Raw genomic sequence first — 25316 nt, forward strand, 5'->3', positions numbered from 1 at the left:
AGACAGGAAGGTGGGGACCGGATAGGCCGTTCGGGAACCACCGCGTAGGACAGGAGAACCTCCGCCACCTCCCCCCCCCCCCCCCCCCCCCCCCCCCCACCCCCACCCCCCCCCCCCCCCCCCCCCCCCCCCCCCCCCCACCCCCCCGCCCCCCCCCCCCCCCCCCCCCCCGCCGGTTCACTCGAACCGGATCGACTCCGCGCGGGGGTACTTCCGGCCGGGCAACGGCACCGGCGATCCCGTGAACGACACCGGTGTGCCGGTGGGCAGCATGGCGAGGCCGGTGGGCAGGTCGTCGCGGGAGGCGTACCACGAGCTGCCGCGGCTGTCGGTGATGAACCCGTGCGGTTGCCCCGGCTTCCAGCCGGTCACGGTGCCGCGACGGCGGCCGCGCGGCGCGCCGGCGGGCGAGGCCACGACCTCGGTGGACCGCACGAACGGGCCGTTCAACGGGTAGCCGAGGCGGTCGGCGGGCGCGAACAGGTCGTCGAACGCGGGCGTCGAGGTCGCCGCGGCCCTCAGCGGCGCCGCCGTGCGCGGCGTCCAGGCCGGTTGCAGCTCCGGGGCCGACCGGTCGTCCACGACCGGCACCATCACCCCGATGCCGCGACCGGTCAGCCGGGTGGCCAGCGGCGTGAAGTCGGCGTCACCGGTGATCAGCACGACCCAGTCCAACGGCGCGGTGGTCGCGAGCTCCCACGCCTCGAGTGCGAAGTGGACGTCGACGCCCTTCTCCTTGCCGCCGTGCAGGGGCAGGTCGTGCCGCGTGACCCCGGCGGCGGCCAAGGCCGCGTCGAACGCCGCCGCGGGCGTCTCGATGCGACCGCGCACGTAGTGCGCCTCGTGGATCACGCAGTCGTCGAGTGCGGTGCCCGTGCGGGTGTGGAGGTGCCAGCGCACCGCGTCGTGCAACCCGGCCAGCGAGATCCGCGCCCGACGCGGATGGGCGGTGGCGTAGAAATCGCTCAGGTAAGCGAACCACGTCCCGTCGTAGAACACCCCGATGCGCACGATCTCCCCTGCTGGTTTGGGCCGTCCCCCGAAGGGATACACCATGGCCGTGACCACACCGGAACCCGACCCCGCCACCGCGGGGGAGCCGGACTTCGCCGACGAGCACTCGCGCCCGACCTACGCCGACGAGCAGTCGGGCTCCGCCAACACCACACCGGACGAGTCGACGCCCGAGGGCACCGCCGGCGCCGGTGGGATGGACCCGGACTAACCGCCGACCGCCACAGCCCGCCGCGGCGTCGAGCACGCCGCCTCGCCGCTGCGCGAGCGTTCTGACGTCGGCAACACGAACGCCGGTGCCGTGGGTCGACACCGGTCCACCACACCTGCCCGCCGCGCGTCCGGCGTGCGAACGCATCCGGCCACCACGCGTCCCCGGCCCGCCATCGCCCCTTCCCGGTCACCCCGCTGTCGGCCCTGCCGCCGCCCGCCCCGAACCTCACAGGTGTGACGGACCGGTGGAGTGGGCACTCGGACGGGCGGTACCCGACTCCCGAGGAGGCCTTGGTGTCCCCCAGCCGATTACTGGCCCTGCTGATCGTCCTGCTCCTCACCCCGACCAGCCTCGCCGCCGCCACCCCCGCCGCCACCCCCGCCGTCCCCACCGCCGCCGAGGTGTCCACGATCCGGTACAACCCCGGCGACACGTCCCCCGAGCACGGACCGAACTCGTTCGTCATCACCGTCGGCGACTGCGCGCCGTTGCGGCACATCGACTACAAGTGGGGCTCCACCTACGGCAAGATCACCGCGCCCTGCGACGAACCGAAGACCGTCTCCCTCGCCCCGCTGGGCGCCACCGAGCACCCCCTCCAGTGGCGCACCTGCTCGACCACCCTGTGGCGCTACCCACCGCGCCTGCACACCGTCTGCGGTGACTACCACTACGACGTGGTCCTCACCGACTGACCACGTCGTACCGCACCACCGCGCCATCCCGCCGTCCACCGGGATGGCGCGGTCACGGCGGCGTGGGCGCGTGGTCGGTCGGCAGGGACGCCAGGCGGCGGCGGTGGAAGCGGGCGATGGCGGCGATGCCCGTCAGCGACACGGCGGCGCTCGTCACCAGGGCGATCACCGTGCCGCGGCCGGCTCCCTGGGTCTCGTCCAGCAGCACCATCCCGATCCACGCCGCGACGATCGGGTTCACCACGGTCTGACCGGCCACCACGAGGTCCGCCGGGCCGCTCGCGTACCCCAGCTGGATCAGCGCCGCGCCGACCAGGAAAGCCACCGCCAACCCGGCGAACGACACCCAGTGCAACCGCGGCAGCGCGGTCGTCACGTCCCGCACCAGCACGGCGACCAGCCCGTACGCCGCACCCGCCCCGGCGGCCAGCGCGAGGGCACGTGCCGTCCCGCTCCGGAACGCGCCGATGACGACGAACACGCACACCAAGGCGGCGACCACCTGACCCGCCCGCAGCGCCGTCGCCGGCGGCACGTCCGTCGTCACGGCGGACCGCGCGGCGATCGCGACGAACGTGGCCACCCCGCCCGTCGCCGCCATCACGGCCACCGCGAACCCCCGCGTCACGTGCCGGACGCCGATCGCCGCGATGATCGGCAACGACATGACGGCGAGCGGCGCGACGACCGTCACCGGCGCCATCGCCAGGGCCAGGATCTGCAGCACCGCGGCGACGAACAGCACCGCGAACCCGAGCAGCCACCGCCGGTTGCCCGCCAGCCGGGTGAACCGGCGCACGGTGAGGTCGCCGACGTCCCGGACGCCCGCGTGCTGGAGCGCGGCGCCGACCGCGCTCAGCACCGCACCCGCCAGCGCGCACAGGATCGCGATCCCCACCTCACCAGAGTAGGTGCCGCCCCGGTCACGCGGGGTGACGCGATGTCCACGAACGGTCGCTATCCGGCGCGCTCCCGCGGCCGTTACCGTCGCGATCCTGGAGGGGAGCGCACCATGACCTTCGCGCGTCGAGCGGGTGCGGCCGTGCTGGCGGCCGGACTCGCGTTCACCACGGCCGGGCCGGTCTCCGGCGACACCGCCGGGCCTGCCCTCGCCGCGGAACGGCTGGACCGGGGCGCGGCGACGCGTCCGGACACCGTCACCGGGTGGCACGTCGACACCGCGACCGAGGCCGTGGTGGTCTCGGTGCACGGCGACGCGACCGGCGTCGCCGAGTGGGCACGCGGGCTCGGCGCCGGCGCGGTCACCGTCGAGCACGTCGCCGAAGCGCCCCGCCCGGTGTGGGATCTCATTGGCGGACAAGCGATCTACAGCAGCAGCACCCGGTGCACGTTGGGCTTCAACGCCCGCTCGGGCACCGCCCGCTACGTCCTCTCCGCCGGCCACTGCGTCGGCACGGGCAGCGAGTGGCACGGCGTCGGCGGCTACATCGGCCCGAGCGCCGGCTCCTCGTTCCCGACCAACGACTACGGGCTGATCCGCGTGGCGTCGACCGCCGCGGTGTCCACGCCGCTGGTCGACCGGCACAGCAGCGGCCCGGACGTCACGGTCAGCGGCTTCGCGACCCCGCCGGTCGGCTCGTCGGTCTGCTACTCCAGCCCGGTCTCGGGGTGGCGGTGCGGCAGCGTCACCGGGATCAACCACACGGTCTGCTACCCGCAGGGCTGCGTCGGCCAGCTCATCCGCGCGAACGCGTGCCCCGAGCCCGGCGCGTCCGGCGCACCCGTCGTCACCAACCCCGGTTCGGGCACGGCGGTCCGCGCGGTCGGCCTGGTCTCGGGCGGGTCCGGCAACTGCTCGACCGGTGGGACGACGTGGATCCAGCCGATCGCCGAGCCGCTGTCGGCGTACGGGCTCGCCCTCGTGACCGGCTGAGCACCCGCCACGACCGGCACGCGTCGACCAACTGTCAAGAACGACCCACGATCGTCGGTGTCCGGCCGGCCACCGCGTCCCCTAGCGTGCGCGACGCCATGCCGACGTCCACGTCTGGGGGTTCCCGATGAGAGTCCGCCGTCTGCTGGTCCTCGCCGGCGCGCTGGTGCTGCTCGCACCCGCGCCGGCCCTCGCCGCCGACCCACCGGCCCTCGCCGCCGACCCACCGGGCACCGGGCAGCCGGGCGAGTACCGCCCGGTCCGCGGCCCGTCGGCGCCCGCCGAGCACCGGTTCCTCCAGAAAGCCGTCCGCGGCGACACCATCCCGCGGCACGCGCACGACCTCGCCGCCGCCCAGGCCGACCGGATCCCGGCCGCCGGCGCGCCGTGGCGGTCGATCGGTCCGACGAACATCGGCGGCCGGATCGTGAGCCTCGCGCTGGACCCGCGCCGGGCCGACACCGTCTACGCCGCCGCCGCGAGCGGTGGGCTGTGGCGGTCCACCGACGCCGGGCGCACGTTCGCCCCCGCGTGGCCGGACAACGCCACCCAGGCCATGGGCGCGGTCGCGGCGGCCGGTGACGGCACGCTGTACGTCGGCACCGGCGAGCCCAACCCGGGCGGCGGCAGCGTGACCTACGAGGGCACCGGCGTCTACCGCTCCACCGACGGCGGCCTGACCTGGCAGCGGCTCGCGGGCGGGCTGCCGGCGGCCGGTCCCGACGTCGGCCGCATCGGCATCGGCGTCTCGCCGTCCGAACCGGGCAGGCTGTACGCCATCGTCAACAGCACCGCGGGACCCTTCGCCGGCTTCTACACCTCCTCCGACGCCGGTGACAGCTGGACGCGGCAGCCCGAGCCGGACGTGCTCAAGACCTCGCAGTCGACCTTCGGCTGGTGGTTCGGCAAGGTCTGGGTCGACCCGGACGACTCGCGGCACGTGCACGTCGCGGGCGTCCCGCTGCTGACCTCCAAGGACGGCGGCGCGACCTGGACCGCCGACGACGCGTCGATCCACGTCGACCACCACGCCATGGTCTGGGACCCCCGCCACCCGGCCCGGGTCTACCTCGGCAACGACGGCGGCGTGTACCGGTCGGACGCCGACGGCGACGGCGGCTGGGTCAAGGCCGAGCACGAGCCGTGGACCCAGTTCTACAGCGTGGCGATCAGCCCGCAGGACGTCACGCGCGTGTCCGGCGGCACCCAGGACAACGGCTCGCTGCGGTCGTGGGGCGGGCCGGCGTTCAACGAGTACCTCGGCGGCGACGGCGAGGAGAACATCATCAACCCGCGCGACAAGGAGAACGTCTTCGCCTGCTACCAGTACGGCAACTGCTTCCGGTCCACCGACGGCGGCACGACGATGGCGTTCTTCACCCCGGCCACGACCGCGGACCGCCGCAACTGGTTCACCCCGGTGCAGTTCGACCCGTCGGACCCGGAAGTCCTGTACTACGGCGGCAACCGGCTCAACCGGTCGGCCGACAACGGGGTGACCTGGACGCCGATCAGCCCGGACCTGACCGGCGGGCCGGGCCAGGACACCTACCCCTACGGCACCATCACCACCGTCGCCGCCGCGCCGTCCGACCCGCGCACGATCTGGGTCGGCACCGACGACGGTCGGGTGTGGCTCACCCGCGACCTGGGCGCCACCTGGGCGAAGGTGCTCGACGGCCAACCGTGGGTCACCCGGATCGCGGTGTCCGAGCGCGACCCCGCCACGGCGTACGTGACGCTGTCCGGCTACCGGTCGGGCTCCGCGCAGCCGCACGTGCTGGCGACCCGGTCGGCGGGCGCCCGGTGGACCGACGTCTCGGGCAACCTGCCGTCGGCGCCGGTGAACGACGTCGTGCTCGGCCGCGCCGGACAGCTGTACGTGGCCACGGACCAGGGCGTGTTCGTCGGCAACGCGCTCGCGCCAGGCCACTGGCTCAGGCTGGGCCACGGCCTGCCGAGGGTCGCGGTCGACGACATCGAGTACGACGGCCGCAACCACCGGCTCGTGGCGGCCACCTTCGGCCGTGGGCTCTACGAGACCACCGTGCCCTGATCACCCGCGAGGCCGGACACCGCCGGGTCGACGTGACGCGGCGGTGTCCGACCGGCGGATCACGGGCTGACGCAGGTCAGGTCGAGCGGCGGGTTGGCGTTCGGGCCGTTGGCCACGTAGCCGAACGTGGTCGACGCCCCGCTGCCCAGCGAGCCGTTGTACGGCGCGTTGCGCACCGACACGGCTCCGCTGGTCCCGGTGTTCACACCGCCCCAGAGGTTGTTGACGGTGTGGCCGGACGGGAGGGTCAGGCGGACCGTCCAGCCGTTGAGCGACGCGGTGGAGGTGTTGGCCACCTTCACCTCGGCCTGGTAGCCGCCGCCCCACGAGTTGACCACGCGGTGGGTCGCGGCGCACGCCCCGCCACCGGGCTGGCTCGTGGTGGTCGTCGTGGTTGTGGTGGTGGTCGTCGTGCTCGTCTGGCTGGTGGTCGTCGTGGTCGTGGTGGGGTCGTCGATGCTGCCGGGGACGGACAACAGCGCGTTGTACCAGGCGGTGGCCATCTTCGAGTAGCCGCCGGCGTTGGGGTGCACGCCGTCGGCGAGGTCGGCGGTGGTCAGCGCGCGGTACATGTCGACCAGGTGCACCTTCTTGCCCGCGTTGACCTTGCTCTGCACCATCGAGGGGATCGTGGCGTTGAACGCGCGGACGTTCGCGTCGCCGGACGACAGCGGCACGATGGTCGCGACGAACAGGTCCGCGTTCGGCGCCAGGGTCGTGATCCGGTCGACCAGGGTGGAGAGGCGTTGGGGCGCGCCACCCAGGTTGCTGCCGTACATGTCGTTCGTGCCGATGTGCAGCAGGATGGTGCGCGGCGTGTACGTGCGCAGCCAGTTGGTGATGTTGCTGTCGATCTGGGCGATGGTCCAGCCCGAGTGGCCTTCGTGGTTGCGGTCGCCGAGGCTGGTCGGGCCGTTGGTCATCGACCCGACGAAGTCGACCGTGCGGCCGCCGGCGACGAGCTTCTGCCACAGGTCGACGCGGTAGCCGCCGGGGACGTTGAAGCCGTCGGTGATGGAGTCGCCGAGCGGCATGACCTTCACGCCGCTGTCGGCCTGCGCGGTGCCGACGGCGAGCACCGCGGCGGCCACCAGGGTCAGGGCGGCGGCCGCGCTCGCGAGCAGGTGCCTTCGTTTCATGGACCGGACCTCCGGGGAAGGTGAACTCGGTGGGTGGTGGCGTCGGCGGCGTTCGTCGGGCGACGACTCGGTCCTGCCCGTCGAGGGCGGACGACGGCGGTTCGCCGGCGCCGGAGGAAGCGGATGACCTGGCCGGTGTCGACGGGGATGGCGTGGCCGACCGCTGAACCGGCGCACGGCAACGCGTTCGCGGTTCTCATCGGGCAGTTCCTCCACAACCACGGGCAGGGGCGGAGCGCGTGAGGGCTGCCCGGCGCCCGACGTCGGTGTCCGGCTCTGAAACGTTCAGGAGTGTCCTTGGAAATGTTTCCGCTTGGCAAGGCAATCGAGACGCGGTCACGGCCGGTGGCCGCGCGTCGCGTGCGGCCGATTGCCGGCCCGCCCACGCCCGCCGCCCGCCCGCGTCGGCACGTGGTCGAACACCGGGATCGGCCTGGTGAACTGCGCGATCACCCGGCCGTCCCCAGCGCGGAACCGTTGCGGCGGACCGGCGGCGGCACGGCAGCGCGACCACGTGAGCTGAGCTGTTCGGGCTAACCGCGGGCTCTCGGCCGGGCGGCGAACTCGACGTCTCGTTTCGAAACTTTCAGCTCAATGGCCGATGGCGTGGGGCCACTTGAGCCACCAGGGCGCGATCTGCCGCGGCCGCGAGGTGATGGCGTCGCAGATCAGCGTGACCGCGTCGGCGCCGACGAGTCCGGTGTAGACGGTCGTGGTGGTGACGCCGCGGTCGCGGCCTTTCAGGGCCAGGCCGCGGAACCAGGTGTCGAACGCGGCCTTCGACGCGCGGTGGCCGCCCCAGCGAGCCGGCAGGGGCAGGCGGAGGTGCGCGGGGCACACGTTGATCAGGTGGGCCGAGCCGCCGGTCCGCAGCGCGGGCAGCAGGCCGCGGATGAGCGTCGTCGGACCGACGTAGTGGGTGTTGATCGTGTCCTGGAAGTCCCGGCAGGACGGCCGCCGCGGCGGCGTGCCCGCGGTGTGGATCACGATGTCGAGGCGGTCGTGCTCGTCGAGCAGCCGTTCGGCCAGCACGCGCATGGCGGCCGGCGTGGCCGGATCGGCCCGGTAGACCGGCACCTCGCCGATCGGCCGGTGCGCGGGGTGCGTGGCGACCAGGACCCGCGCGCCCGCCCGGGTCAGGTGACGGGTCGCGGCGTCGGTGACGCCGCTGGACGTTCCGGTGAGCAGGACCGTCTTGTCGCGCACGGCGTGCCGGAGTCGGGCGTCGTTCATGAGGAGCCTTCCGCGGGTGATCCGACCGGGCCGCGGTCGGGCACCCAGGCCAGCGCCAGCGCGCCACCGGCGACCGCGAGCAGGAAGCCGAGCAGGAACCCGCCGAGGTTGGCGCCGACCAGGCTGAGCAGTCCGGCGATGAGGGCCGCCGCGCCCGCGAAGTGCCTGCGGGCCGGGTCGAGCAGGAGGGTCGCGCCCGCGACGACGAGCACGCCGCCGAGCAGCCAGCTCGCCGGCGCGCCCGCACCCGCGAAGCGCAGCGCACCGGGCACGGCGCCGACCACGAGGACCAGTTCCAGCCCGGCCGCGGTGGTCAGCACGCCGGCGAGGAACGGGCAGGACCGCCGGAAGCGGGTGAAGCCGCCGCTCACCGGCCCTGTCCGTCCTGTGTGGATGGACAGCCCTCGTCGCCCCTGTGGTGGCTCAGGTCGAGGTCCGCGACCGTGAACGTGCCGGCGGTGACCGTGCCCGCGGTGATCCTGAGGTCGGTGAGCGTGGTCCGGCCCGCCTGGTAGCCCGGCGTGCCGCCCGCGTCCGCCACCGGCCCGAGCCGGAGTCGGCCCACGTCCAGGCCGCCGGTGATGCCGCGCACCTCCAGCACCAGGTCGGTCGTGCGCACGTGTGGGGCCCGCAGCACGGTCGTCACCCGACCCACCACCGGCAGGTCGACCGTCACCGACTGGCACAGCCCGGACAACTCGGCGGTGGGCAGCCGCGCCAGCAGGGTGGGCACCCCGGGATCGCCGGACGACGCGCCCGGCACGATGCGCAACCCGTCGGACTCCACCCGGTCCACCGTCACGGTGAAGGGGCTGCCGCTGGTGAACGACACCCCGATCACGCCCTCGGCGATACCACCGAGGACCACCGCGCCCGCCACCGCCGTCGGCACGAGCACGGCGGCCAGCCGCGGCAGGCTCGTGCGACCTGTCGGACGATCACGCAGCTCCATCGACACTCCTCGGCTCGCGCCTGTCGGGGCCGGGACACCGCGGTCCGCGGCCATGATCCGCGCCGGCCCGGGTGACCGGCCATTCCCCGGACGCGTGACCGGTGCTCACGCCGCGTGGTCACGGCTGCTCGGACCGCTCGGGACGGGCCGCGGGCACCCGTCCGGGCGGCGACCCGCGCTCGGCCTGGGCGGGGAGCGACTCCGGCCTCGGCCAGTCCGCCGGCGCACGGGCGGCGCGCACCGCGGCCGGCGTGTCCCGACCGCGGCGGTACCACCACGCCAGGACCGCCCGCAGCGGCCGGGAGACCAACCCCGCGCCCAGTTCGGCCGGCAGGCACCACCACGGACCGAGGCTGTGCCGCCGCGTGCACACCGCCGCGCACACGGTGAGCGCCGCGTCCCGCACGTCCAACGCCGGCACCCGGCGCGCGGCCAGCAGCGGCGCGCTCATCCTGGTGTCCACCAGGCCGAGGTAGACCGGCACGACCCGGATGCCGTCACCGGCCACCTCGGGCGCCAGCGCGCGCAGCCACACGTCGAACGCGGCCTTGGACGCCTGGTAGCCGCCCCACCGGGGGAACGGCGGCATCCGCGCGGCGAACGTGGACACCGACACGATCCGGCCGCGCCCGGCCGCGCGCATGGCCGGCAGCAGGTCGAGCGTCAGCCGCAGCGGGCCGAGGTAGTTGACGTCCGTGAGCCGTCGGAAGTCGTGGAAGCGCCGCCCCGACAGCTCGACCGAGCGCCGGATCGACTTGCCCGCGTTGTTGACCAGCACGTCGACCGGCCCGTGCTCGGCGAGGATCCGCTCGGCGACCTCGCGCACGGCGGTGAAGTCGGCGAGGTCGACGGGGTAGGCGTGGGCCCGCCCGCCGTTCGCCCGGACCTGCTCCACCAGCTCGTCCAGCAGGTGCGCCGACCGGGCCAGCACGAGCACGGTCGCGCCCGCGTCGGCCAGCAGCCGCGCGGTCTGCCTGCCGACGCCGTGCGAGGCGCCGGTGACGGCCACGACCCGGTCCCGCACCGCCCGGCGCAACCGGGCCGGGCGCACCCGCGACCGGGAGAAGAGCAGCCGCCCGACCACCCGGCTCATGCGAACCGCAGCGCGTGGTGGTCGGCCGTGCGGGGCAGCGGGCGGTCCGGCGTCAACCGGACGCCGCCGACCTGCCGCAAGCCCTGGTCGAGCAGCGCCGAGAGCAGGGTGGCGCTGGTGAAGAGCACCAGGTGCTGCCCCGGGCACTCGGCCGGACCCCGGCTGAACGGCGCGAGCGACCAGTCCTCCGCCGCCCGGCCGTCCAGCCACACCTCCGGCTCGAACCGGTCGGCGTAGGGCAGGCGGCCGCCGTCGCGGTGGAAGTAGGAGCTGTAGTAGACGACCGCGGTCCCCTCCGGCACGGTGCTGCCGTCCGACCAGGTCGTGCGCCGGGTGGTGTCGCGCAGGATGGCCAGGGTCGTCGGCCACAGCCGCAACGACTCCCGCACGCACGCGCGCAGGTAGTCGTGGTCGGTTCGCGTCCGGTCCGGGTGGCCCACCAGCAGGCCCAGCGCCAGGAAGGTGGCGATCGGGGCGGCGTCGAAGGCGAACAGCCAGTGCTGGGCCTGCGCCTGCGGCAGGGTCCGCGCGGTCCGGGGCGCTTCGGCGACGCACGAGGCCAGCCCGCCGGACCCCTCGTCGAGGTAGCCGAGCACCCGGTCCCACAACCGCTCGCGCAACGCCTCGCGCCGCGGCCGCAGCCGGAACCAGTTGGCGTCGCCGCGCAGGGTGTCGAGCAGCGCGGTGAGCTGCTCGTCGTCCTTGGCGACGTCGCCCAGGACCACCCGCCGCACGATCCGCCGGTAGGTGCGCACGAACTCGTCCCAGGTCAGGTCCGCCCCGCGGCCGGTCGTGCGGCCGATCAGGTCGGCCGCCTCGGCGCGGATGACGGCGTCGAAGGCGGGGCACAGGTGGTGGTCGGCCTTGGGGTAGTCGAGCACGGACTCGTTGAAGCGGCGGCGTTCCTCCCGGATGAGGCCGCGGGAGAGCAGCACCGCGCCGGGCTCGAAGTGGCCGAGGGTGGCGACCTTGTCCCGGCTCGCGGCGGTGAGCGAGAGCGTGGTCCGGGCCAACGCCTGCCGGGCGTCCTCCGGCGACAGCAGCAGCAACACCCGGCGGTGCAACACCTTGACCAGCAACGGTCCCGTGCCGTGCTTGTCGCGCAGCCGGCGCAGCAGCCGGCACGCCCAGTCGTTGGTGTCCCACCGGGCGGCCAGCCCCACCATGCGCCGCCGCCGCAGGATCGCGCCTTGGGCGAGGGTGGGCACGAGCACCAGGGCGCCGAGCGCGATCGTGTCGACGAGGGAGGCCCGTGCCGGTCGGCGCGTCGTCACGAGGACACCTTCTCCGGCCGGCGCAGACCCAGGCGCAGCCGGATCAGCTCGGTGATGTCGGCGACCGTGCCACCGGACCGGGCGAGCTCCAGCGGCGGTATCTCGACGTCGAAGCGGCGGCGGGCGGAGACCAGCAGTTCGGCGGCCATCAGCGAGTCCATGCCGTAGTGGTCGATGCGGCGGTGGTGGTCGATGGCGGCCGGGTCCATCCGCAGCACGTCGCCGAGCAGCGAGGTGACCTGCTCGGAGATGGCGGCCACCGCCTCCTCCGGCGCCATCCGGCCGAGCTTGCGGATCAGCTCCTCCTTGCGCTCGCCGGCGGCGGCGTCGGGTGGCCGGACCAGCGCGCCGAACCGCGGCCCGCGCAGGGCGGGCATCACGGTGCTGAGCATCGACCAGTCGAACCGACCGACACTGGCCACGGCGTGGTCCGCGGCCAGCAGCGCACCCAACGCGTCGAGCGCGTCCGCCGGTGCGATCGGGTCCAGCCCGATCGCGGACATCGCGGCTCCGAAGTCGTTGCGGGCGACGTAACCGGTCTCGCCGATCGCGCCCCACGCGATCGCCGTGCCCGGCAGCCCGAGGGCGCGACGTCGGCGCGCCAGGGCTTCCAGGAACAGGTTCCCCGCCACGTAGGGGGCCTGCTGGGGGTTGCCGACGAGCGCCGCGCCCGACGAGTAGAGCACGAACAGGTCCAGGTCGAGGTCCCTGGTCAGCTCGTCGAGCACGACCGCGCCGCCGAGCTTGGGGCTGAGCACGGCGCGGAAGCGCTCGTCGTCCAGTTCGGTGAGCGGCGCGTCGTCGAGGTGCATCGCGGCGTGCACGACACCGCGCAGCGGCGGGTCCAGGTCGGTGATGATCCGGCGCATGGCCTCCGGGTCGGCGGCGTCGGCCGCGTGCGCCGCGGCGTGCACTCCGCGTGCCGTCAGCTCGGCGAGCAGCGCCGGCGCTTCGGGCGAGTCCGCGCCACGTCGACCGACGAGGGCGAGGTGCCGCGCGCCGCGGTCGGCCAGCCACCGCGCGGTGGCCGCGCCGAACCCGCCCAGTCCGCCGGTCACCAGGTAGGTCCCGGCGGGATCGAGGGCGGGGACCGCCGGTGTGCCCGCCACGACCACCGGTTCGGCGCCGGGGTCGAAGGAGACCACGACCTTGCCGACGTGCCAGGAGTGCTGCAGCTGCCGGAACGCCTCGCCGATCCGCCCGGCGGGGAAGACCGCGTGCGGCAGCGGGCGGAAGGCGCCGTCGTCCATGGCCTCGGCGAGCAGCCGTTCGGCGACCACCGGGTCGGTCGACAGCGCGGACAGGTCGACGCCGAAGAAGGCCAGGTTGTTGGCGAAGGGGCGCAGCGGGAGGTCGTTGTCCTCGTACATGTCGCGCTTGCCCAGCTCGACGAACCGGCCGCCGGGGCGCAGCAGCTCCAGGCCGCGGACGATCGCCGGACCGGCCAACGAGTTGAGCACGACGTCCACCCCGCGCCCGCCGGTGAGCCGGCGGACCTCGTCGGCGAAGTCGAGGGTGCGCGAGTCCAGCACGTGCGCGACACCGAGGGTGCGCAGCAGGGTCCGCTTCGCGGGGCTGCCGGCCGTGGCGATCACGGTGGCGCCGCGGGCCCGGGCGTACTGGAGGGCGGCCAGCCCGACACCGCCCGCGCCGCCGTGCACCAGCACCGTCTCGCCGGCCTCCAGCCGGGCCAGCCGGCCCAGGCCGTAGACGACGGTGCCGAACACCACCGGCATCGTCGCCGCCTCGGTGTCGGTCATCGACCCGGGCACCGGCATCAACGAGCGGGCCGGCGCGACGACCTCGGAGGCGAGCGAGCCCGGCGCCAGCCCGGCCACCCGGTCGCCGACGGCGAACCGGGTCACCCCCTCGCCGACCGCCGTGACCACGCCCGCGCACTCCAGGCCGGGCGCGTGCAGGCCGGTGAACTCGTAGCTCTCCGCCGGCAGGAACCCGGTGGCCTGCATGACGTCCCGGTAGTTCAGCGCGGCGGCCCGCACCGCGACCCGCACCTGGTCCGGCCCTGGTTCGGGGCGGTCGACCGCACGCCAGCCGAGCTCGTAGGACAAGCCGGGCGACCGCACCTCCAGCTGGTACGCGGCGGGATCGGGCACCGTGTCGGGCAGGTCGACCTCGCGGGGCGTGAACCGGCCGTGGGGAGTCAGCGCGATCTCGTCCTCCGCGCTCGGCGCCAGCAGCTCCCTGGCCAGCCGCTCGGCGGGATCGCCCGTGCGGGCGAGGGAGACGCGGCGCACCACCACGTCGGGGCACTCGTTGGCGACCACGCGCGCCACGCCCCAGACCGCCGCGTCACCGGGCGCTTCGACCTCGGTCGGGATCGCGCCACAGGGTCGGGTCACCAGCCACACGGCGCCAGCGCCGGGTCGTTCGGCGATCGACCGCAGCAGCGCCGCGCACCGCGTGGTCCGGTCCAGGAGCGGCGTTCCCGGTTCACCGAGGATCAGCACGGGGTCGGTGCCGTCCGGCGTCCACTCGGCGGCCGGCACGACCCGCGGCTCGGGGCAGCCGGCCAGGTGCAGCAGCCGTGCGGTCCGCTCGGCCAGCGGCGTTTCGGCGGCGGTCTCCACGAGCAGCGTCCGGCGCACGTCCGGATCACCCGCCGGCAACGGCGGCCGGTCGCGGTCGGTGTCCGGCGCCGTCGCCATCAGCACCGAGAAGTCCCCGCGCAGCCGCGCGGTCTCCGCGCCGGTCTGCACGACGTCGGTGAAACCGGTCCGGCGCAGCAGGTCCGGCCACCGGTCGCGGTCGAGCAGCACGGTGCCCGGCCGCAGGTCCCGGTCTTCGGCGTGCCAGAAGCTGTCGAACAGGCCGAAGACCGGTGCGAGCACGACCGGGTTGTGCGACTCGCAGGCGAGCAACCTGCCGCCGGGCGCCAGCAGGGCCGCGACGTGCGTCAGCGCCCGGGTCAGGTCCTTCGCCGTGTGCAGCGCGTTGGCGGCCAGCACGACGTCGAACGCGCCCTCGGTGAACCCCTGCTCGGCCGGCGGCCGGTCCAGGTCGAACGTGCCGCACCGGACCCACTCGTGCTCGGCGAACCGCTGTTCGGCGCGGGAGGTGAAGTACGACGACACGTCGGTGAACGTGTAGTGGGCGCGGTCGGCGGGCAGCACGGGCAGCACCGCGGCGGTCAGGCCCCCGGTGCCCGCGCCGACCTCCAGCACCCGCAGCGGCCGATCCGCCGGCCACCGCCGCACCACCTGCCGCACCAACTCCTGGACCACCAGGTTGTGGAAGCGGCAGACCGGTCCGAGGTCGTAGAACTGGGCCAGCAGCCGCTGGTTCTCGTCGGTGGCCAACTGCTCCAACGGGTCCAGCTCGCCCCGCAGCACGTCGACCACGGCGCGGTTGGCGCCGAAGGCGACGATCGTCTCGACCGCGGCCGACGGCACGTCGGCCAAGACCTGGCGCACGAGCCCGTCGGAGTCCGCGACGGCACCGGACAACCGCCACCGCCCCGGCGCCACCGGCCGCACGAGACCCGCGGCTTCGGCCTGCGGCAGCTGCAGCTCCACGAGCCGGAGGTGCTTGGTCAGCAGGCCCGCGGCCACCAGGTCGCCGAGCGAGAACTCCACCGCGCCCGGCAGCACTTCCCGCACCAGTTCGACGGTCCGGTGCACCGCGGCCCTCTCGTGCAGCTCGCCGGCGCGGGCCAGCCCGGCTTCGAAGGTCGCCCGCAGTTCTTCGAGCCTGGGCCGGGCGGCGGCCAGCACCTCGTCCGCGCCTGGCAACGGGCTCGGCGGCACCGGCTCGTCGTGGTGCGGCGCGGCGCGCAGCACGGTGTGGCCGCGCCGGATCCCGATCCGCCCCGTCCCGCCGATCCGGCGCATCCGGGCGCCCTCGACCTCGACGGTCACGGCGCCGTCGGCGTCCAGCACGGTGATGTCCCAGCAGGCCTCGCTGGAGGTGAGCATCCGTTCGCGGACGTCCACGAAGCCCTCGTCCGCCGGGGTGCGCCACACCCGCAGGGTGTCGAACGCGGCGGGCAGGAAGGCGTCCTCCGGGAGCTTCCGGGTGATCAGCGGCGCACCCGCCTGGAGGGCGCCGTCGAGCAGCACGGGGTGGAGCGCGAAGTCGTCCGACGGGCGGTCGTGCCGGTAGGAGGCCAGCACCCTGCCGTCGCCGACGAGCACCTCGGTGAGCACCTGGAACGCGGGGCCGTAGCTGAGGCCGAGCCCGTCCAGCTCGGCGTACTGGTCGCGGCCGTCGACGCGGCGGGTCAGACCGGCGCGCAGGGCGGCGAGGTCCCGCGGCGCGGGCGCTCGGCCGATCAGCCGGCGGACCCGGCCGCGCACGTGCGCGCGGGGATCGGGATCGGCGCCGTCGGTGCTGGTGATGGTCACGGTGCCGGCGCGCGGGTCGAGCGAGACCTGCGTGTGCACGCTCGCCGCGTCGGGCCAGGGCACCACCAGGGGTCGGCTGATCTCCAGGTGCCGCACCTCGACCGGGTGACCGAGGGCCTGGTTGCCCGCCGCGAGCGCCATCTCCACGAAACCGGCCGCGGGCATCACCACGGAGCCGGCGAGCCGGTGGTCGACCAGCCACGGCACCAGCACCGGCTCCACCGGGCCGTGCCACAACGGCTGCGGCGACGGCAGGCGTTCGCCGAGCATCGGGTGGTGCACGAGGCCGTCGCCGCTGGTGCGCAGCCACTGCTCCGGCGTGCCTTCCCAGTGCCGCTGGCGTTGCCAGGGGTAGGCGGGCAGGTCGGTGACGCGGCCGGGGGTCGGGAAGTAGCGGTCGCGGTCGACCAGGCCGCCCGCGGCGAGCACGGTGGCCACGGCGGTGCGGGTGGCGGCCGGGCCGTCGGCGTCGCGGTGCAGCGTGGGCACGACCGCGGTCGGGGTCTGCGGGCGTGCGGCGGCGAGCTTGCGCAGGTAGCCGCGCAGCACGGGGTGCGGGCCGATCTCGACCAGCACGTCCACGCCGTCGGCCAGCGCGTGGGTGACGGCGTCGGCGAAGCGGACCGGCTCGCGGACGTTGCGCCACCAGTAGTCCGCGTCCAGCTCGGCGCCGTCGATCACGGCGCCGGTGACGGTGGAGAACAGGGGGATCGTCGTGGCGGCCGGGGCCAGGCCGGAGAGCGCGGCGCACAGGGGCTCGCGGACCCGGTCCATCGCGGCGGTGTGGAAGGCGTAGTCCAGGCCGAGGTCGGCGCAGGCGACGTCGTGGGCGGCGAGGTCGGCGACCAGGGCCGCGACGGCGTCGGCGGGGCCCGCGACGGTGACGTCGTTGGGCGTGTTGATCCCGGCGATCTCCGCCGCCGGGTGCAGCCGGCGCAGCTCGTCGGGGGACAGCGGCACCGCGGCCATCCGACCACCGGCGGTCGGGGCCTGGGCCCGGCTGCGCTCGGCGATCACCCAGGCGGCCTGGTCCAGCGGCAGCGCGCCGGCGGCCCAGGCGGCGGCCACCTCGCCGACGCTGTGGCCGAGCACGGCCGTGGGCACGATGCCGTTGGCGCGCAGGACCTCCGTGACGCCGACCTGGACGGCGAACAGCAGCGGCTGGGCGATCTCGGTGGCGGCCAGCTCGGCCGCGGTGACCGTCGTGAGGCGGTCCAGCACGGACCAGCCGAGGTACGCGGTGAGCGCGGTGTCCACCTGCTCCACGGCGACCCGGAAGTCCTTGTCGGACAACAGGTCCGCGCCCATGCCGGCCCACTGCGAGGCGTTGCCGGAGTAGGCGAACCCGAGTCGGCCCTCGCCGACGGCCTCGACCGGCGTCGCGTCGGGCAGCAGGCGGGCGGCCTCCGCGGGACCGGTGGCGAGCACCGCCCGGCGGTACCGGTGGTGGCCGCGGCGCACGCACGTCGTGTGGGCGAGGTCGTAGAAGTCCTCGGTGCGGCCGAGGTGGTCGACGAGGTCCGCGGTGGCCTGCTCCAGCGCCTCGGGTGAGCTCGCCGACACCAGCACCGGACGTGGCTGGTCGCCCTGCGGCTCGACCGGTTCCGGCGCGGGCGGCGAGGCCAGCACGACGTGGGCGTTGGCGCCGCCGAAGCCGAAGGAGTTGACGCCGGCCACGATCCGGTCGTCGCCGGGGATGGGGCGCGGCGCGGTGGCCACCGCCAGGCCGAGGCCGGTGAAGTCGATGTCCGGGTTGGGCGGGTCGGCGTGCAGCGACGGCGGGATCAGCCGGTGCCGCAGCACCAGCACGGCCTTGAGCAGGCCGACGATGCCGGAGGCGGGTTCGAGGTGGCCCACGTTGCTCTTGACCGAACCGATCGGCAGCGGGCCGGTGGTGCGGCGACGTCCCAGCGCCCGGCCGATCGCGGTGCACTCGATCGGGTCACCCACGGGCGTGCCGGTGCCGTGCGCCTCGAAGTAGGCGATCTCGTCCGGGTGCACGCGGGCCCTGGCGTACACCGCGCGGAGCAACTCCTCCTGGGTCTCGGCGTTGGGCAGGGACAGGCCCATGGTGCGGCCGTCGCTGTTGCTGCCGTTGGCCAGCACCACGGCGTGGATCCGGTCGCCGTCGGCCCGGGCGTCCGCGAGCCGCTTGAGCACGACCAGCCCGCCGCCCTCGGCGCGCACGAACCCGTCGGCGTCGGCGGAGAACGCCGAGCAGCGGCCCTTCCTCGACAGCATCGACGCCTGCGAGAACCCGATGTAGTGGTAGGGGCTGACCAACGCGTTCACCCCGCCGCACAGGGCCGTGCGGCTCGTGCCGTCCAGGACCGCCCGGCACGCCTGGTCGAACGCCACCAGCGACGAGGAGCAGGCGGTGTCCACGGCCATGCTCGGTCCGCGCAGGTCCAGGCAGTGGGAGATGCGGTTGGCGGCGATCGAGGACGCGGCGCCGGACATGGTGTAGGCGTTGATCCCGCGCGCGTCCATCATCTGCAGGCCGCCGTAGGCGTTGTCGGAGATGCCGACGAACACCGCCGTGTCGCTGCCCGCCAGGGCCTCGCGCGCGATCGCGGCGTCGTCCAGCGCCTCGGCCGCCAGTTCCAGCAGCAACCGGTGCTGCGGGTCCATCTGCCCGGCCTCCTTCGGCGAGATGCCGAAGTGCGCCGCGTCGAACCCCGCGAGGTCGTCGAGGTACCCGCCCGCCGTGGTGTAGCCCTTGCCGGGGCGCGGCAGGTCGCGGTCGGTGAACCGGCCGAGGTCGAACCGGTCCGCCGGCGCCTCGCCCACCAGGTCCCGGCCGTCGACCAGCGCCTGCCACAGCCCGGCGAGGTCGTCGATCCCGCCGGGCAGCCGACAGGCCGCACCCACGATGGCGACGGAATGGTCCTCGTGATCGTTCGCAGTGTGCACGCCTCACCCCTCGCCGCCGCCGGCCCGGTCCGCCACCAGCCTTGCCGGCCGCGACACGGCCCCGCCAACGCAGACCGCCAGGTTCACCCGGACCGGTGGCCGCCCCCCGACGGTGCGGCCACCGGACCGTCCACGCCGGACTCGTGGGGCCAGGCATCCGATGCGGCCGATCCCGGCACACCCGACCGGGGGCCTCCGATGGTGTGGATCAGGTCCGACCGCGCCGGCCGGCGGAGATCTCGGCGAACCGGTGAGCGGCCGGACACCCCGTTCCGCCGAGCGGTCGCCTCGTCGGCCGGTCCGCGGACCTGCGGACCTCCTACGATGAGCGCGGTGCGGAGGTCTTCCGGCAACGCTCCTCGAGCCGGGCGCACCGTGCGCCACGAGCATGTGACGAGAGGTGACCCGCTGACCGGGACCGGCGGGAAGGCGGTATGAAGCACGACTTCGGTGCCACGACCGCGGTCATCCGGCGACGTGCCGACGTGGTCATCGACGTCGGCATTATGTGGCCCGGCGTGCTCGCGACCGTCCACCCCGGGGTCGAGCTGCGGGCCGGCGGACTCGTCGTCGTCAACTGGTTCGCCAGGTCCCTTGTGCCGTGGTCAGCGGTCGACTCGGTCGTGGTCGACGACCGCCTCGCCTTGGTGCTGCGCGACGGTCGACGGGTGAACGTCGCCGCCGGCGTGCGTTTGTCCGAAGTGGACGTAGAGCGGTCGTCACGTGGTGACTCCTCGTCACCACTCAACCGTGGCGGCCCGTCACGCTTCGACACCCGTCCGGGCGGGGTGCCCTCGATTAGCGTCGGAAGCCGAGCAGCCACCGCGCGGAGGTCCGGAAGATGCGCCCACGACTACGTCCCGACGTGCGGTACGTGAAGAGCCCGGACGGGGTGTACGTGAGCGGCTTCGCCGGGGCGTGCACGTTGACCGGCAGCGCCGGCTACGAGTGGCTCGACCGGCTCGCGCCGTTCCTCACCGGCGAGCACGTCCTCGAAGACCTGGTGGCGCCGCTGGCGAGCGAGCAGCGGCACGTGGTGGAGCACCTCGTCCGGTCGCTGCACGAGCAGCGGTTGCTGGTCGACGCGGCGGACGACGCGCCGCACGCGCTCACCGACGAGGAGCAGCGGGTCTACGAGTCGGAGATCGCCTTCATCCGCTACGCGACCGACTCCGCCGAGCACCGGTTCGAGCGGTTGCGCTCCGCGCGCGTCACCCTCCTCGGCGGCGGACCGGTGCTGGCGGCGCTGCTGGGAGCGGGGCTGCGCTCGGGGTGGCGGCGGGTGGCGGTGCGGACCGGCGACGACGCGGAGAGCCTGCGCGCGCTGGCACGCGGTGCGGTCCGCGACGGCAAGCAGGACGTGACCGTCGAAGGGGGACGGGGGCTGCCGGACGACACCGACCTCCTGCTGTGCGTGTCCGCCCGCCGCGACGACCTGCTCGCCGCCGCACGCGCCAGTGCCCGGTCGGGCGTGGCGATCGGGCAGGTGCTGGTGGGCGGCGACGAGGCGTGGGTGACCGCGGTCGGCGCGCCGGACGTGGTCGCGGCGGAGTCGTGCTGGCGGCGGTTGGGCGCGTGGCGCGGCGAGGGAACCGACGAGGGCCTGCTGACGGGACCGGCTCCGGGCGCGGTCGCGGCGCACCTGGCGTTCGCCTCCTTCCGGCACCTGACGGGCTCGGCCGCCGCGGTCGAACCGGAGTTGACCCGGATCGACCTGCGGGACCTGAGCGCCCGCACGTGCCGGCCACTCCCGTACGCGGTGACCGGGCAGGTCCGGCTCGACGCCGAGATCGAGCCGGACGGGTTCACCGAGCGGCTCCGGAGGTTGGTCGACGAACGGGTCGGCGTGCTCGGCCGGCTGGACGAGGACGACCTGCCGCAGGTGCCGCTGGCGGTCTGCCGCGCGTCGGCCTCCGACCCCGAGTCGGTGTTGCCCGGCTGGGTCGGGGCGTCCGAGGTGACGGGGTGGGGCGCCGACCGGGACGAGGCCCGGTGGCGTGCCGCGCTGGCGGGCTTGGCGACCTACGGCAGCCTGGTCGACGCGCGCGGCGGCGAGCGGCTCGACCTGCTCACCGGCGCACCGTGCCTGGTCGCGCCGATCGAGCCCCACGTCCCGTACCGGGCGCCGGTCGGCGTCGCCGCGGGTCGGACGTGGGGTGACGCGGTCGCGGCCGGGCTCCGGGCGCACTGCGAGCTGCTGCTCGCCGAACGCGAGGGGGAGCGGTGCGACCTCGCCGCCGTGGTCCGGGAGACGGGCGACGAGCGGGCGGCCGAGCTGCTGCGGTTCCTGCGCGCCGCGGCCGTGGACGTGGAGGCGACCGACCTCGGCTGTGCGCTCGGCGTGCCCGCCTTCACCGTGGCGGTGGCCGGCGCCTCGGTCACCACGTGCGCGACCACGGTCGCCGAGGCGCTGCGCGACGGGCTGGAACGCGCGGTGCTGCACTGGCAGTGCGGCCTGCCCGAGGACGCGGCGACCACGAGGTGGACGGCCGAGGGCGACCGGTCCACGCCCGCCGACGACCCGCGCTGCCGCACCCTGGCCGCCGCGTTGCGCCGCGCCGGACGCCCACCGGTCGCGGTGCCGCTGCGGGTGGACGACGACGTGCGCGGCCTGGCGCCGTGCCTGGTCCGGGTGGTGGTCGACGGTGACTGACCTGCTGCTGGACGACCCGGTCGTCGCGTCGCGGCCGGAGCGCGACCAGGTCGTGGTGTCCGTGTCGTCCGCCCCGGGCCGACTGCGCGCGGCGTTGGCCGAAGCGCTGGGCGACCGCGTGATCGAGGGCGCGCCCGTCGCCGGCCGCCGGCTCCCGGTCCGGGTGGACGGTCCGGTCGTGCTGATCGGGCCCGCGGCCGTGCCGCCCGCGCCCGGCTGCCCCACCTGCGCCGAGCGCCGGCGTGACGGCAACCGCGCCGACCGGCTCGGCCGGGCCGCGTTGCGCGCCGAGTTCGGCGACGACCCGGTGGACGCGCGGTCCCCACTGGTCACGGCGGTGTCCGCGCACGCCGTCGCCGAGGTGGTGGCCGACGAGCTGCGCCACCTCGACCGTGCCGACGGGCAAGCGCGCACGCGGGGCGCGCTGCTGAGGTTCTCCCTGCTCACCTGCCTGTTCACCCGGCACGCGGTCCTGCCGGACCCGCTGTGCCCCGACTGCGCCGACCTGCCCGACGACACCCGGTCGGCCGCCTGGATCCACCGCCGGCCACTGCCCGAAGCGGACACCGGGACGTTCCGCACGCGAGCGCTGACGGGTCGGTGGGACGAGCTCGTCAAGTCCTATGTGGACAGCGAGACGGGGCTGATCGGCTCGCTCGCCGCCGGTTCGCCGTACGGCATCCCGACCGCGACGGCCCGGCTCGGCCCGCCCCGCCCGGGCGGCGGGGAGCGGCACGGCTACGGCCGCAGCGGCGACTTCCGCACCGCGCGCCTCACCGCCGTCACCGAGGCGTTGGAGCGATACGGCAGCCTGCGCCCGCTCGGTCGCCGCACGTCGGTCCACGCGCCCTACGCCGAGGTCGCGGACCGGGCGATCGACCCGCGCGAGCTGGGCCTGTACCCCGACGACTGGTACGACCGGCCCGGTTTCCCGTTCGCCCGCTTCGACCCGGCCCGACCGCTGGCCTGGGTCTGGGGCTACTCCTTCCGGCGCGCCGAACCGGTGCTCGTGCCGGAGAGCTACGCCTACTACGGCAGCCGGACCGCCGAGCAGGACACCCGCCTGGTCTACGAGTGCTCCAACGGCTGCGCGCTCGGCGGGTGCCTTGAGGAGGCCGTCTTCCACGGCCTGCTGGAGATCGCCGAGCGCGACGCGTTCCTGATGACCTGGTACGCCAGGCTTCCCGCGCCCCGGCTCGACCTCGACGCGGCGCGCGACCGGCGCATCCCGGTGCTCGCCGAGTTCGTGCGCCGCCGCCGGGGCTACGACGTGTCGGCCTACTCGATCACGCTGGAGCAGCGGGTGCCCGCGGTGCTGGTGCTGGCCGTCGACGCGCGGGACCGGCCCGAGGTGCCGTTGCACGGGTGCAGCGCGGCGGCGCACCCGGATCCGGAACGCGCGTTGCACGCGGCCCTCACCGACGCAGCCGCGGGCATCGGCACCCGCCTGGGGCGCTTCGACGCCGACGGCGCGGCGAAGATGGTCGCCGACCCCGACGAGGTCCGCGAGATGCGCGACCACGCCCTGCTCTACGGGCACCGCGACACCGCCGGCCGGTGGGGCTTCCTCGACGACCGCTCGGCCGTGCCGCCGGCCGACCTGGCCGCGCGGACCGCGTGGCCGCGCCACCACGACCTGGGCGACGACCTGGCCGAGCTGGTCCGGCGCTACCTGGACACCGGGCTGGACGTCGTCGCGGTCGACACGACCACGTCGGAACAGCGGGCGGGCGGCTTCGCGTGCGCCAAGGTCGTCGTGCCGGGGACGCTGCCGATGACCTTCGGCCACCGGTACCGCCGCACGCACGGCCTGCCGCGCCTGTCCACCGTGCCCCGACTGCTCGGCCACCGCTCGACGGACCTGGCGGCCGAGGAGGTCAACCCGCACCCCCACCCGTTCCCCTGACGTGCCGGGAGGAGCCGTGTCCGGTTCCCGAGTGATCGCACCGGGTTCGCAGCCCGCCGTCGTGCCGGGCGAGGCGACCCGCCGCTACCTGCGCGCCCTCGCCGAGCGCGGGCGTGAGCCGGTCGACTGGACGGCCGCGCCGCCGACGTACAAGCGCTACCGGTACGCGGGCCGCGTCGTGCTGCCCGCGCGGGAGCCCTCACCGCACGGCGACCTGCTGCGCGGCCTGCTCGGCGTGACCCGCGCCGAGTGGTCCCACCGCCGCGTGCGGCTCAAGCGGCCCGCGCCGTCGGGTGGCGCGCTGTACCCGATCGAGGCCTACGTCGCGCTCGGCGAACCCGCCGGGCTCTACCACTACGACGCCGCGCACCACGCCCTCGACCTGATCCGGCCGGGGGACCACCGGCCGCTGCTGCACGCGTCGCTGACCCGTCACTCGGCCGGTGTGCCAGACGTGGTCGTGGTGCTCGCCGCGGTGTTCTGGCGCAACGGCTTCAAGTACAAGGAGTTCGCGTATCGCCTGCAGTGCCAGGAAGTCGGCGTGCTCAGCGCGCAGGCACTGGCGCTCGGCGAGCGGCTCGACCTCGACACGGCGGTGCACCTGCGGTTCGACGACGCGGCCTGCCAGTGGCTGCTCGGCCTCGACCCGACGCGGGAGGGCGTGCTGGCCGCGCTCACGTGCACGTCCGGCAACGCGGTGCCGCCGGGCGACCCGCCACGACTGCCCGCCGCCGTCGAGGAACACCCACCGCCCAGCGTGGTCGACCGGCTGCCCTGCCTGACCGCGCTGCACGCGGCGTCGGCCGCGCCGCACCCCGGTGTGCTGCCCGTGCCGCGGCAGGCGTCGCCCGGTGCGGTCGTGCGCCTGCCCGCGGCACGTGCGGTGCGCGTCGCCGACGCGCTGCCGCTGCGGGCGTCACCGGAAGCCGGGTTCCTGCCGCGGCACATCACCGCGGAGGCGTTGGCGACCGTCCTGGCGCACGCCGCCGCCGGTTATCCGGGCGACCTGCCCGGCAGCCACGAAGAGCCGGTCACGGTGGCGCCCTACGTGATCGTCCAACGGGTCGCGGGCATCCCTCCCGGCGGCTACCGGTACGACCGGTCGACCGGCGCCCTGGTCGCCGCGGGCGGCACGGGGGACGTCCTGTCCGGCCGCCTGCAACCGAACACCCGCCTGGCGTTGTCGGAAGCGGCGGCGGTCGTGGTGCCGGTGGGCGACCAGACGACGGGCAGCGCCACGTTCGGCGACCGCTGGTACCGGTTGCAGCAGGCCGAGGCGGGACTGGTCGTGCACCGCGCCACCCTCGCCGCGACGGCGTGCGGTCTCACCGCCCGCATCCACTCCGACGGCACCAACGCGTCCACCGACGCCGTCCTCGGCCTGACCGGTCCGCTGCACGCGTTGTCCTTCCTGCTTTTGGGGACGCCCCGACCCGGCGTCACGGTGACCGGACCGCTCGGCTGACTACCCGTGGCGCACCAAGCGGTTCGAGCGGGTCACGGCCGGGTGACGGAGGACCGCCGTGGCGTGACGGCGACGACCACGAGGCGTGCGGGCCGCGAGCTAGGCCCGCGCAACCCGCACGAGTGGTTTGGGGCGGGATGCCGGATCGGTCGTGCTGCACTGGACGAGGTGCCCGGGAACCGTTCGGGCACAACGAAGATCCCTATTCTGGAAGTGATCCCATGACTGTCTCCAAGCCTGTGCTGAACTTCGACGACCTGCTGGTCGAGACGATCGGTGTCGTGCCGGCGGCTGCTCCCGAAGAGCTGACCGAGGGCCATGGCCTCACCGAACTCGGCGCGTCCAGCCGGTTCTCGGACTGCGAGGACTGCGACGACTGCGAGGACTGCGGCAGTTGTTCGGCCATCGCCTGACCGGAAGACCGATCCACGTGCGCTGGTCGGCGGTGCGGGGT

At 74.9% G+C, this 25316-nt stretch carries 18 protein-coding genes; 9 read left to right on the top strand and 9 right to left on the bottom strand.

What is annotated here, in order from left to right; all coding sequences use genetic code 11:
- Nucleotides 1-177: 177 nt before the first annotated feature.
- The gene (locus ACZ7GX_RS31155; protein ID WP_498781785.1) at nucleotides 178-1011 is read right to left on the bottom strand and encodes an NYN domain-containing protein; all 834 of its coding nucleotides are present in this window, start codon (nucleotides 1009-1011) and stop codon (nucleotides 178-180) included.
- Nucleotides 1012-1060: 49 nt separating this feature from the next.
- Between ACZ7GX_RS31155 and ACZ7GX_RS31160 the strand changes: the two genes are divergently transcribed.
- Together ACZ7GX_RS31160 and ACZ7GX_RS31165 are read left to right on the top strand one after the other, a co-directional pair.
- A complete protein-coding gene (locus ACZ7GX_RS31160; protein ID WP_498781786.1) occupies nucleotides 1061-1225 on the top strand; it encodes a hypothetical protein in 165 nt (54 codons plus the stop codon).
- Nucleotides 1226-1521: 296 nt separating this feature from the next.
- The gene (locus ACZ7GX_RS31165; protein ID WP_498781787.1) at nucleotides 1522-1923 is read left to right on the top strand and encodes a hypothetical protein; all 402 of its coding nucleotides are present in this window, start codon (nucleotides 1522-1524) and stop codon (nucleotides 1921-1923) included.
- Between the two features lie 52 nt (nucleotides 1924-1975).
- Here the strand turns inward: ACZ7GX_RS31165 and ACZ7GX_RS31170 are convergent, their stop codons facing one another.
- A complete protein-coding gene (locus ACZ7GX_RS31170; RefSeq protein WP_498781788.1) occupies nucleotides 1976-2821 on the bottom strand; it encodes a DMT family transporter in 846 nt (281 codons plus the stop codon).
- Nucleotides 2822-2935: 114 nt separating this feature from the next.
- On the opposite strand from ACZ7GX_RS31170, the gene ACZ7GX_RS31175 reads away from it, so the two are divergent.
- Complete coding sequence (locus ACZ7GX_RS31175; RefSeq protein ID WP_498781789.1) at nucleotides 2936-3817, top strand: S1 family peptidase; 882 nt, start codon at nucleotides 2936-2938, stop codon at nucleotides 3815-3817.
- Between the two features lie 127 nt (nucleotides 3818-3944).
- Nucleotides 3945-5873 (top strand): WD40/YVTN/BNR-like repeat-containing protein, encoded by a 1929-nt coding sequence (locus ACZ7GX_RS31180; protein WP_498781790.1) that lies wholly within the window; start codon nucleotides 3945-3947, stop codon nucleotides 5871-5873.
- 59 nt (nucleotides 5874-5932) lie between these two features.
- Here ACZ7GX_RS31180 and ACZ7GX_RS31185 read toward each other — a convergent pair whose 3' ends face one another.
- From ACZ7GX_RS31185 to ACZ7GX_RS31215, 7 genes are all read right to left on the bottom strand, one after another.
- The gene (locus ACZ7GX_RS31185) at nucleotides 5933-7012 is read right to left on the bottom strand and encodes a cellulose binding domain-containing protein (protein WP_498781791.1); all 1080 of its coding nucleotides are present in this window, start codon (nucleotides 7010-7012) and stop codon (nucleotides 5933-5935) included.
- Between the two features lie 591 nt (nucleotides 7013-7603).
- Nucleotides 7604-8245, bottom strand: a complete 642-nt coding sequence (locus tag ACZ7GX_RS31190) for an SDR family NAD(P)-dependent oxidoreductase (protein ID WP_498781792.1) — start codon at nucleotides 8243-8245, stop codon at nucleotides 7604-7606.
- Nucleotides 8242-8616 carry a DUF6114 domain-containing protein gene (locus ACZ7GX_RS31195; RefSeq protein ID WP_498781794.1) on the bottom strand — a complete coding sequence of 125 codons (375 nt, stop codon included), beginning with the start codon at nucleotides 8614-8616 and terminating at the stop codon, nucleotides 8242-8244. The genes ACZ7GX_RS31190 and ACZ7GX_RS31195 overlap by 4 nt, the downstream gene beginning before the upstream one ends.
- Nucleotides 8613-9197, bottom strand: coding sequence for a DUF6230 family protein (locus tag ACZ7GX_RS31200; RefSeq protein ID WP_498781795.1), 585 nt, complete (start codon nucleotides 9195-9197; stop codon nucleotides 8613-8615). Before ACZ7GX_RS31200 ends, ACZ7GX_RS31195 begins: the two co-directional genes overlap by 4 nt.
- A gap of 118 nt (nucleotides 9198-9315) precedes the next feature.
- Nucleotides 9316-10290 (bottom strand): SDR family NAD(P)-dependent oxidoreductase, encoded by a 975-nt coding sequence (locus ACZ7GX_RS31205; RefSeq protein ID WP_498781797.1) that lies wholly within the window; start codon nucleotides 10288-10290, stop codon nucleotides 9316-9318.
- On the bottom strand, nucleotides 10287-11564 hold the full coding sequence (locus tag ACZ7GX_RS31210; protein WP_498781799.1) for a cytochrome P450: 1278 nt from the start codon (nucleotides 11562-11564) through the stop codon (nucleotides 10287-10289). Before ACZ7GX_RS31210 ends, ACZ7GX_RS31205 begins: the two co-directional genes overlap by 4 nt.
- The gene (locus tag ACZ7GX_RS31215; protein ID WP_498781801.1) at nucleotides 11561-18796 is read right to left on the bottom strand and encodes an SDR family NAD(P)-dependent oxidoreductase; all 7236 of its coding nucleotides are present in this window, start codon (nucleotides 18794-18796) and stop codon (nucleotides 11561-11563) included. The genes ACZ7GX_RS31210 and ACZ7GX_RS31215 overlap by 4 nt, the downstream gene beginning before the upstream one ends.
- Before the next feature lie 476 nt (nucleotides 18797-19272).
- Between ACZ7GX_RS31215 and ACZ7GX_RS31220 the strand changes: the two genes are divergently transcribed.
- The 5 genes from ACZ7GX_RS31220 to ACZ7GX_RS31240 all read left to right on the top strand — a co-directional run bounded on the left by ACZ7GX_RS31220 (nucleotide 19273) and on the right by ACZ7GX_RS31240 (nucleotide 25275).
- Complete coding sequence (locus ACZ7GX_RS31220) at nucleotides 19273-19716, top strand: hypothetical protein (RefSeq protein ID WP_498781803.1); 444 nt, start codon at nucleotides 19273-19275, stop codon at nucleotides 19714-19716.
- Nucleotides 19680-21491 (top strand): hypothetical protein, encoded by a 1812-nt coding sequence (locus tag ACZ7GX_RS31225; protein WP_498781804.1) that lies wholly within the window; start codon nucleotides 19680-19682, stop codon nucleotides 21489-21491. Before ACZ7GX_RS31220 ends, ACZ7GX_RS31225 begins: the two co-directional genes overlap by 37 nt.
- Nucleotides 21484-23397: a TOMM precursor leader peptide-binding protein gene (locus ACZ7GX_RS31230; RefSeq protein WP_498781806.1), complete on the top strand. Its 1914-nt coding sequence runs from the start codon at nucleotides 21484-21486 to the stop codon at nucleotides 23395-23397. Before ACZ7GX_RS31225 ends, ACZ7GX_RS31230 begins: the two co-directional genes overlap by 8 nt.
- 16 nt (nucleotides 23398-23413) lie before the next feature.
- On the top strand, nucleotides 23414-24862 hold the full coding sequence (locus ACZ7GX_RS31235; protein ID WP_498781808.1) for a SagB family peptide dehydrogenase: 1449 nt from the start codon (nucleotides 23414-23416) through the stop codon (nucleotides 24860-24862).
- Between the two features lie 221 nt (nucleotides 24863-25083).
- A complete protein-coding gene (locus tag ACZ7GX_RS31240; RefSeq protein WP_498781810.1) occupies nucleotides 25084-25275 on the top strand; it encodes a thiomuracin/GE37468 family thiazolyl RiPP peptide in 192 nt (63 codons plus the stop codon).
- Nucleotides 25276-25316 lie beyond the last annotated feature (41 nt).

The organism is Actinosynnema sp. NPDC037264 (genome assembly GCF_055603705.1).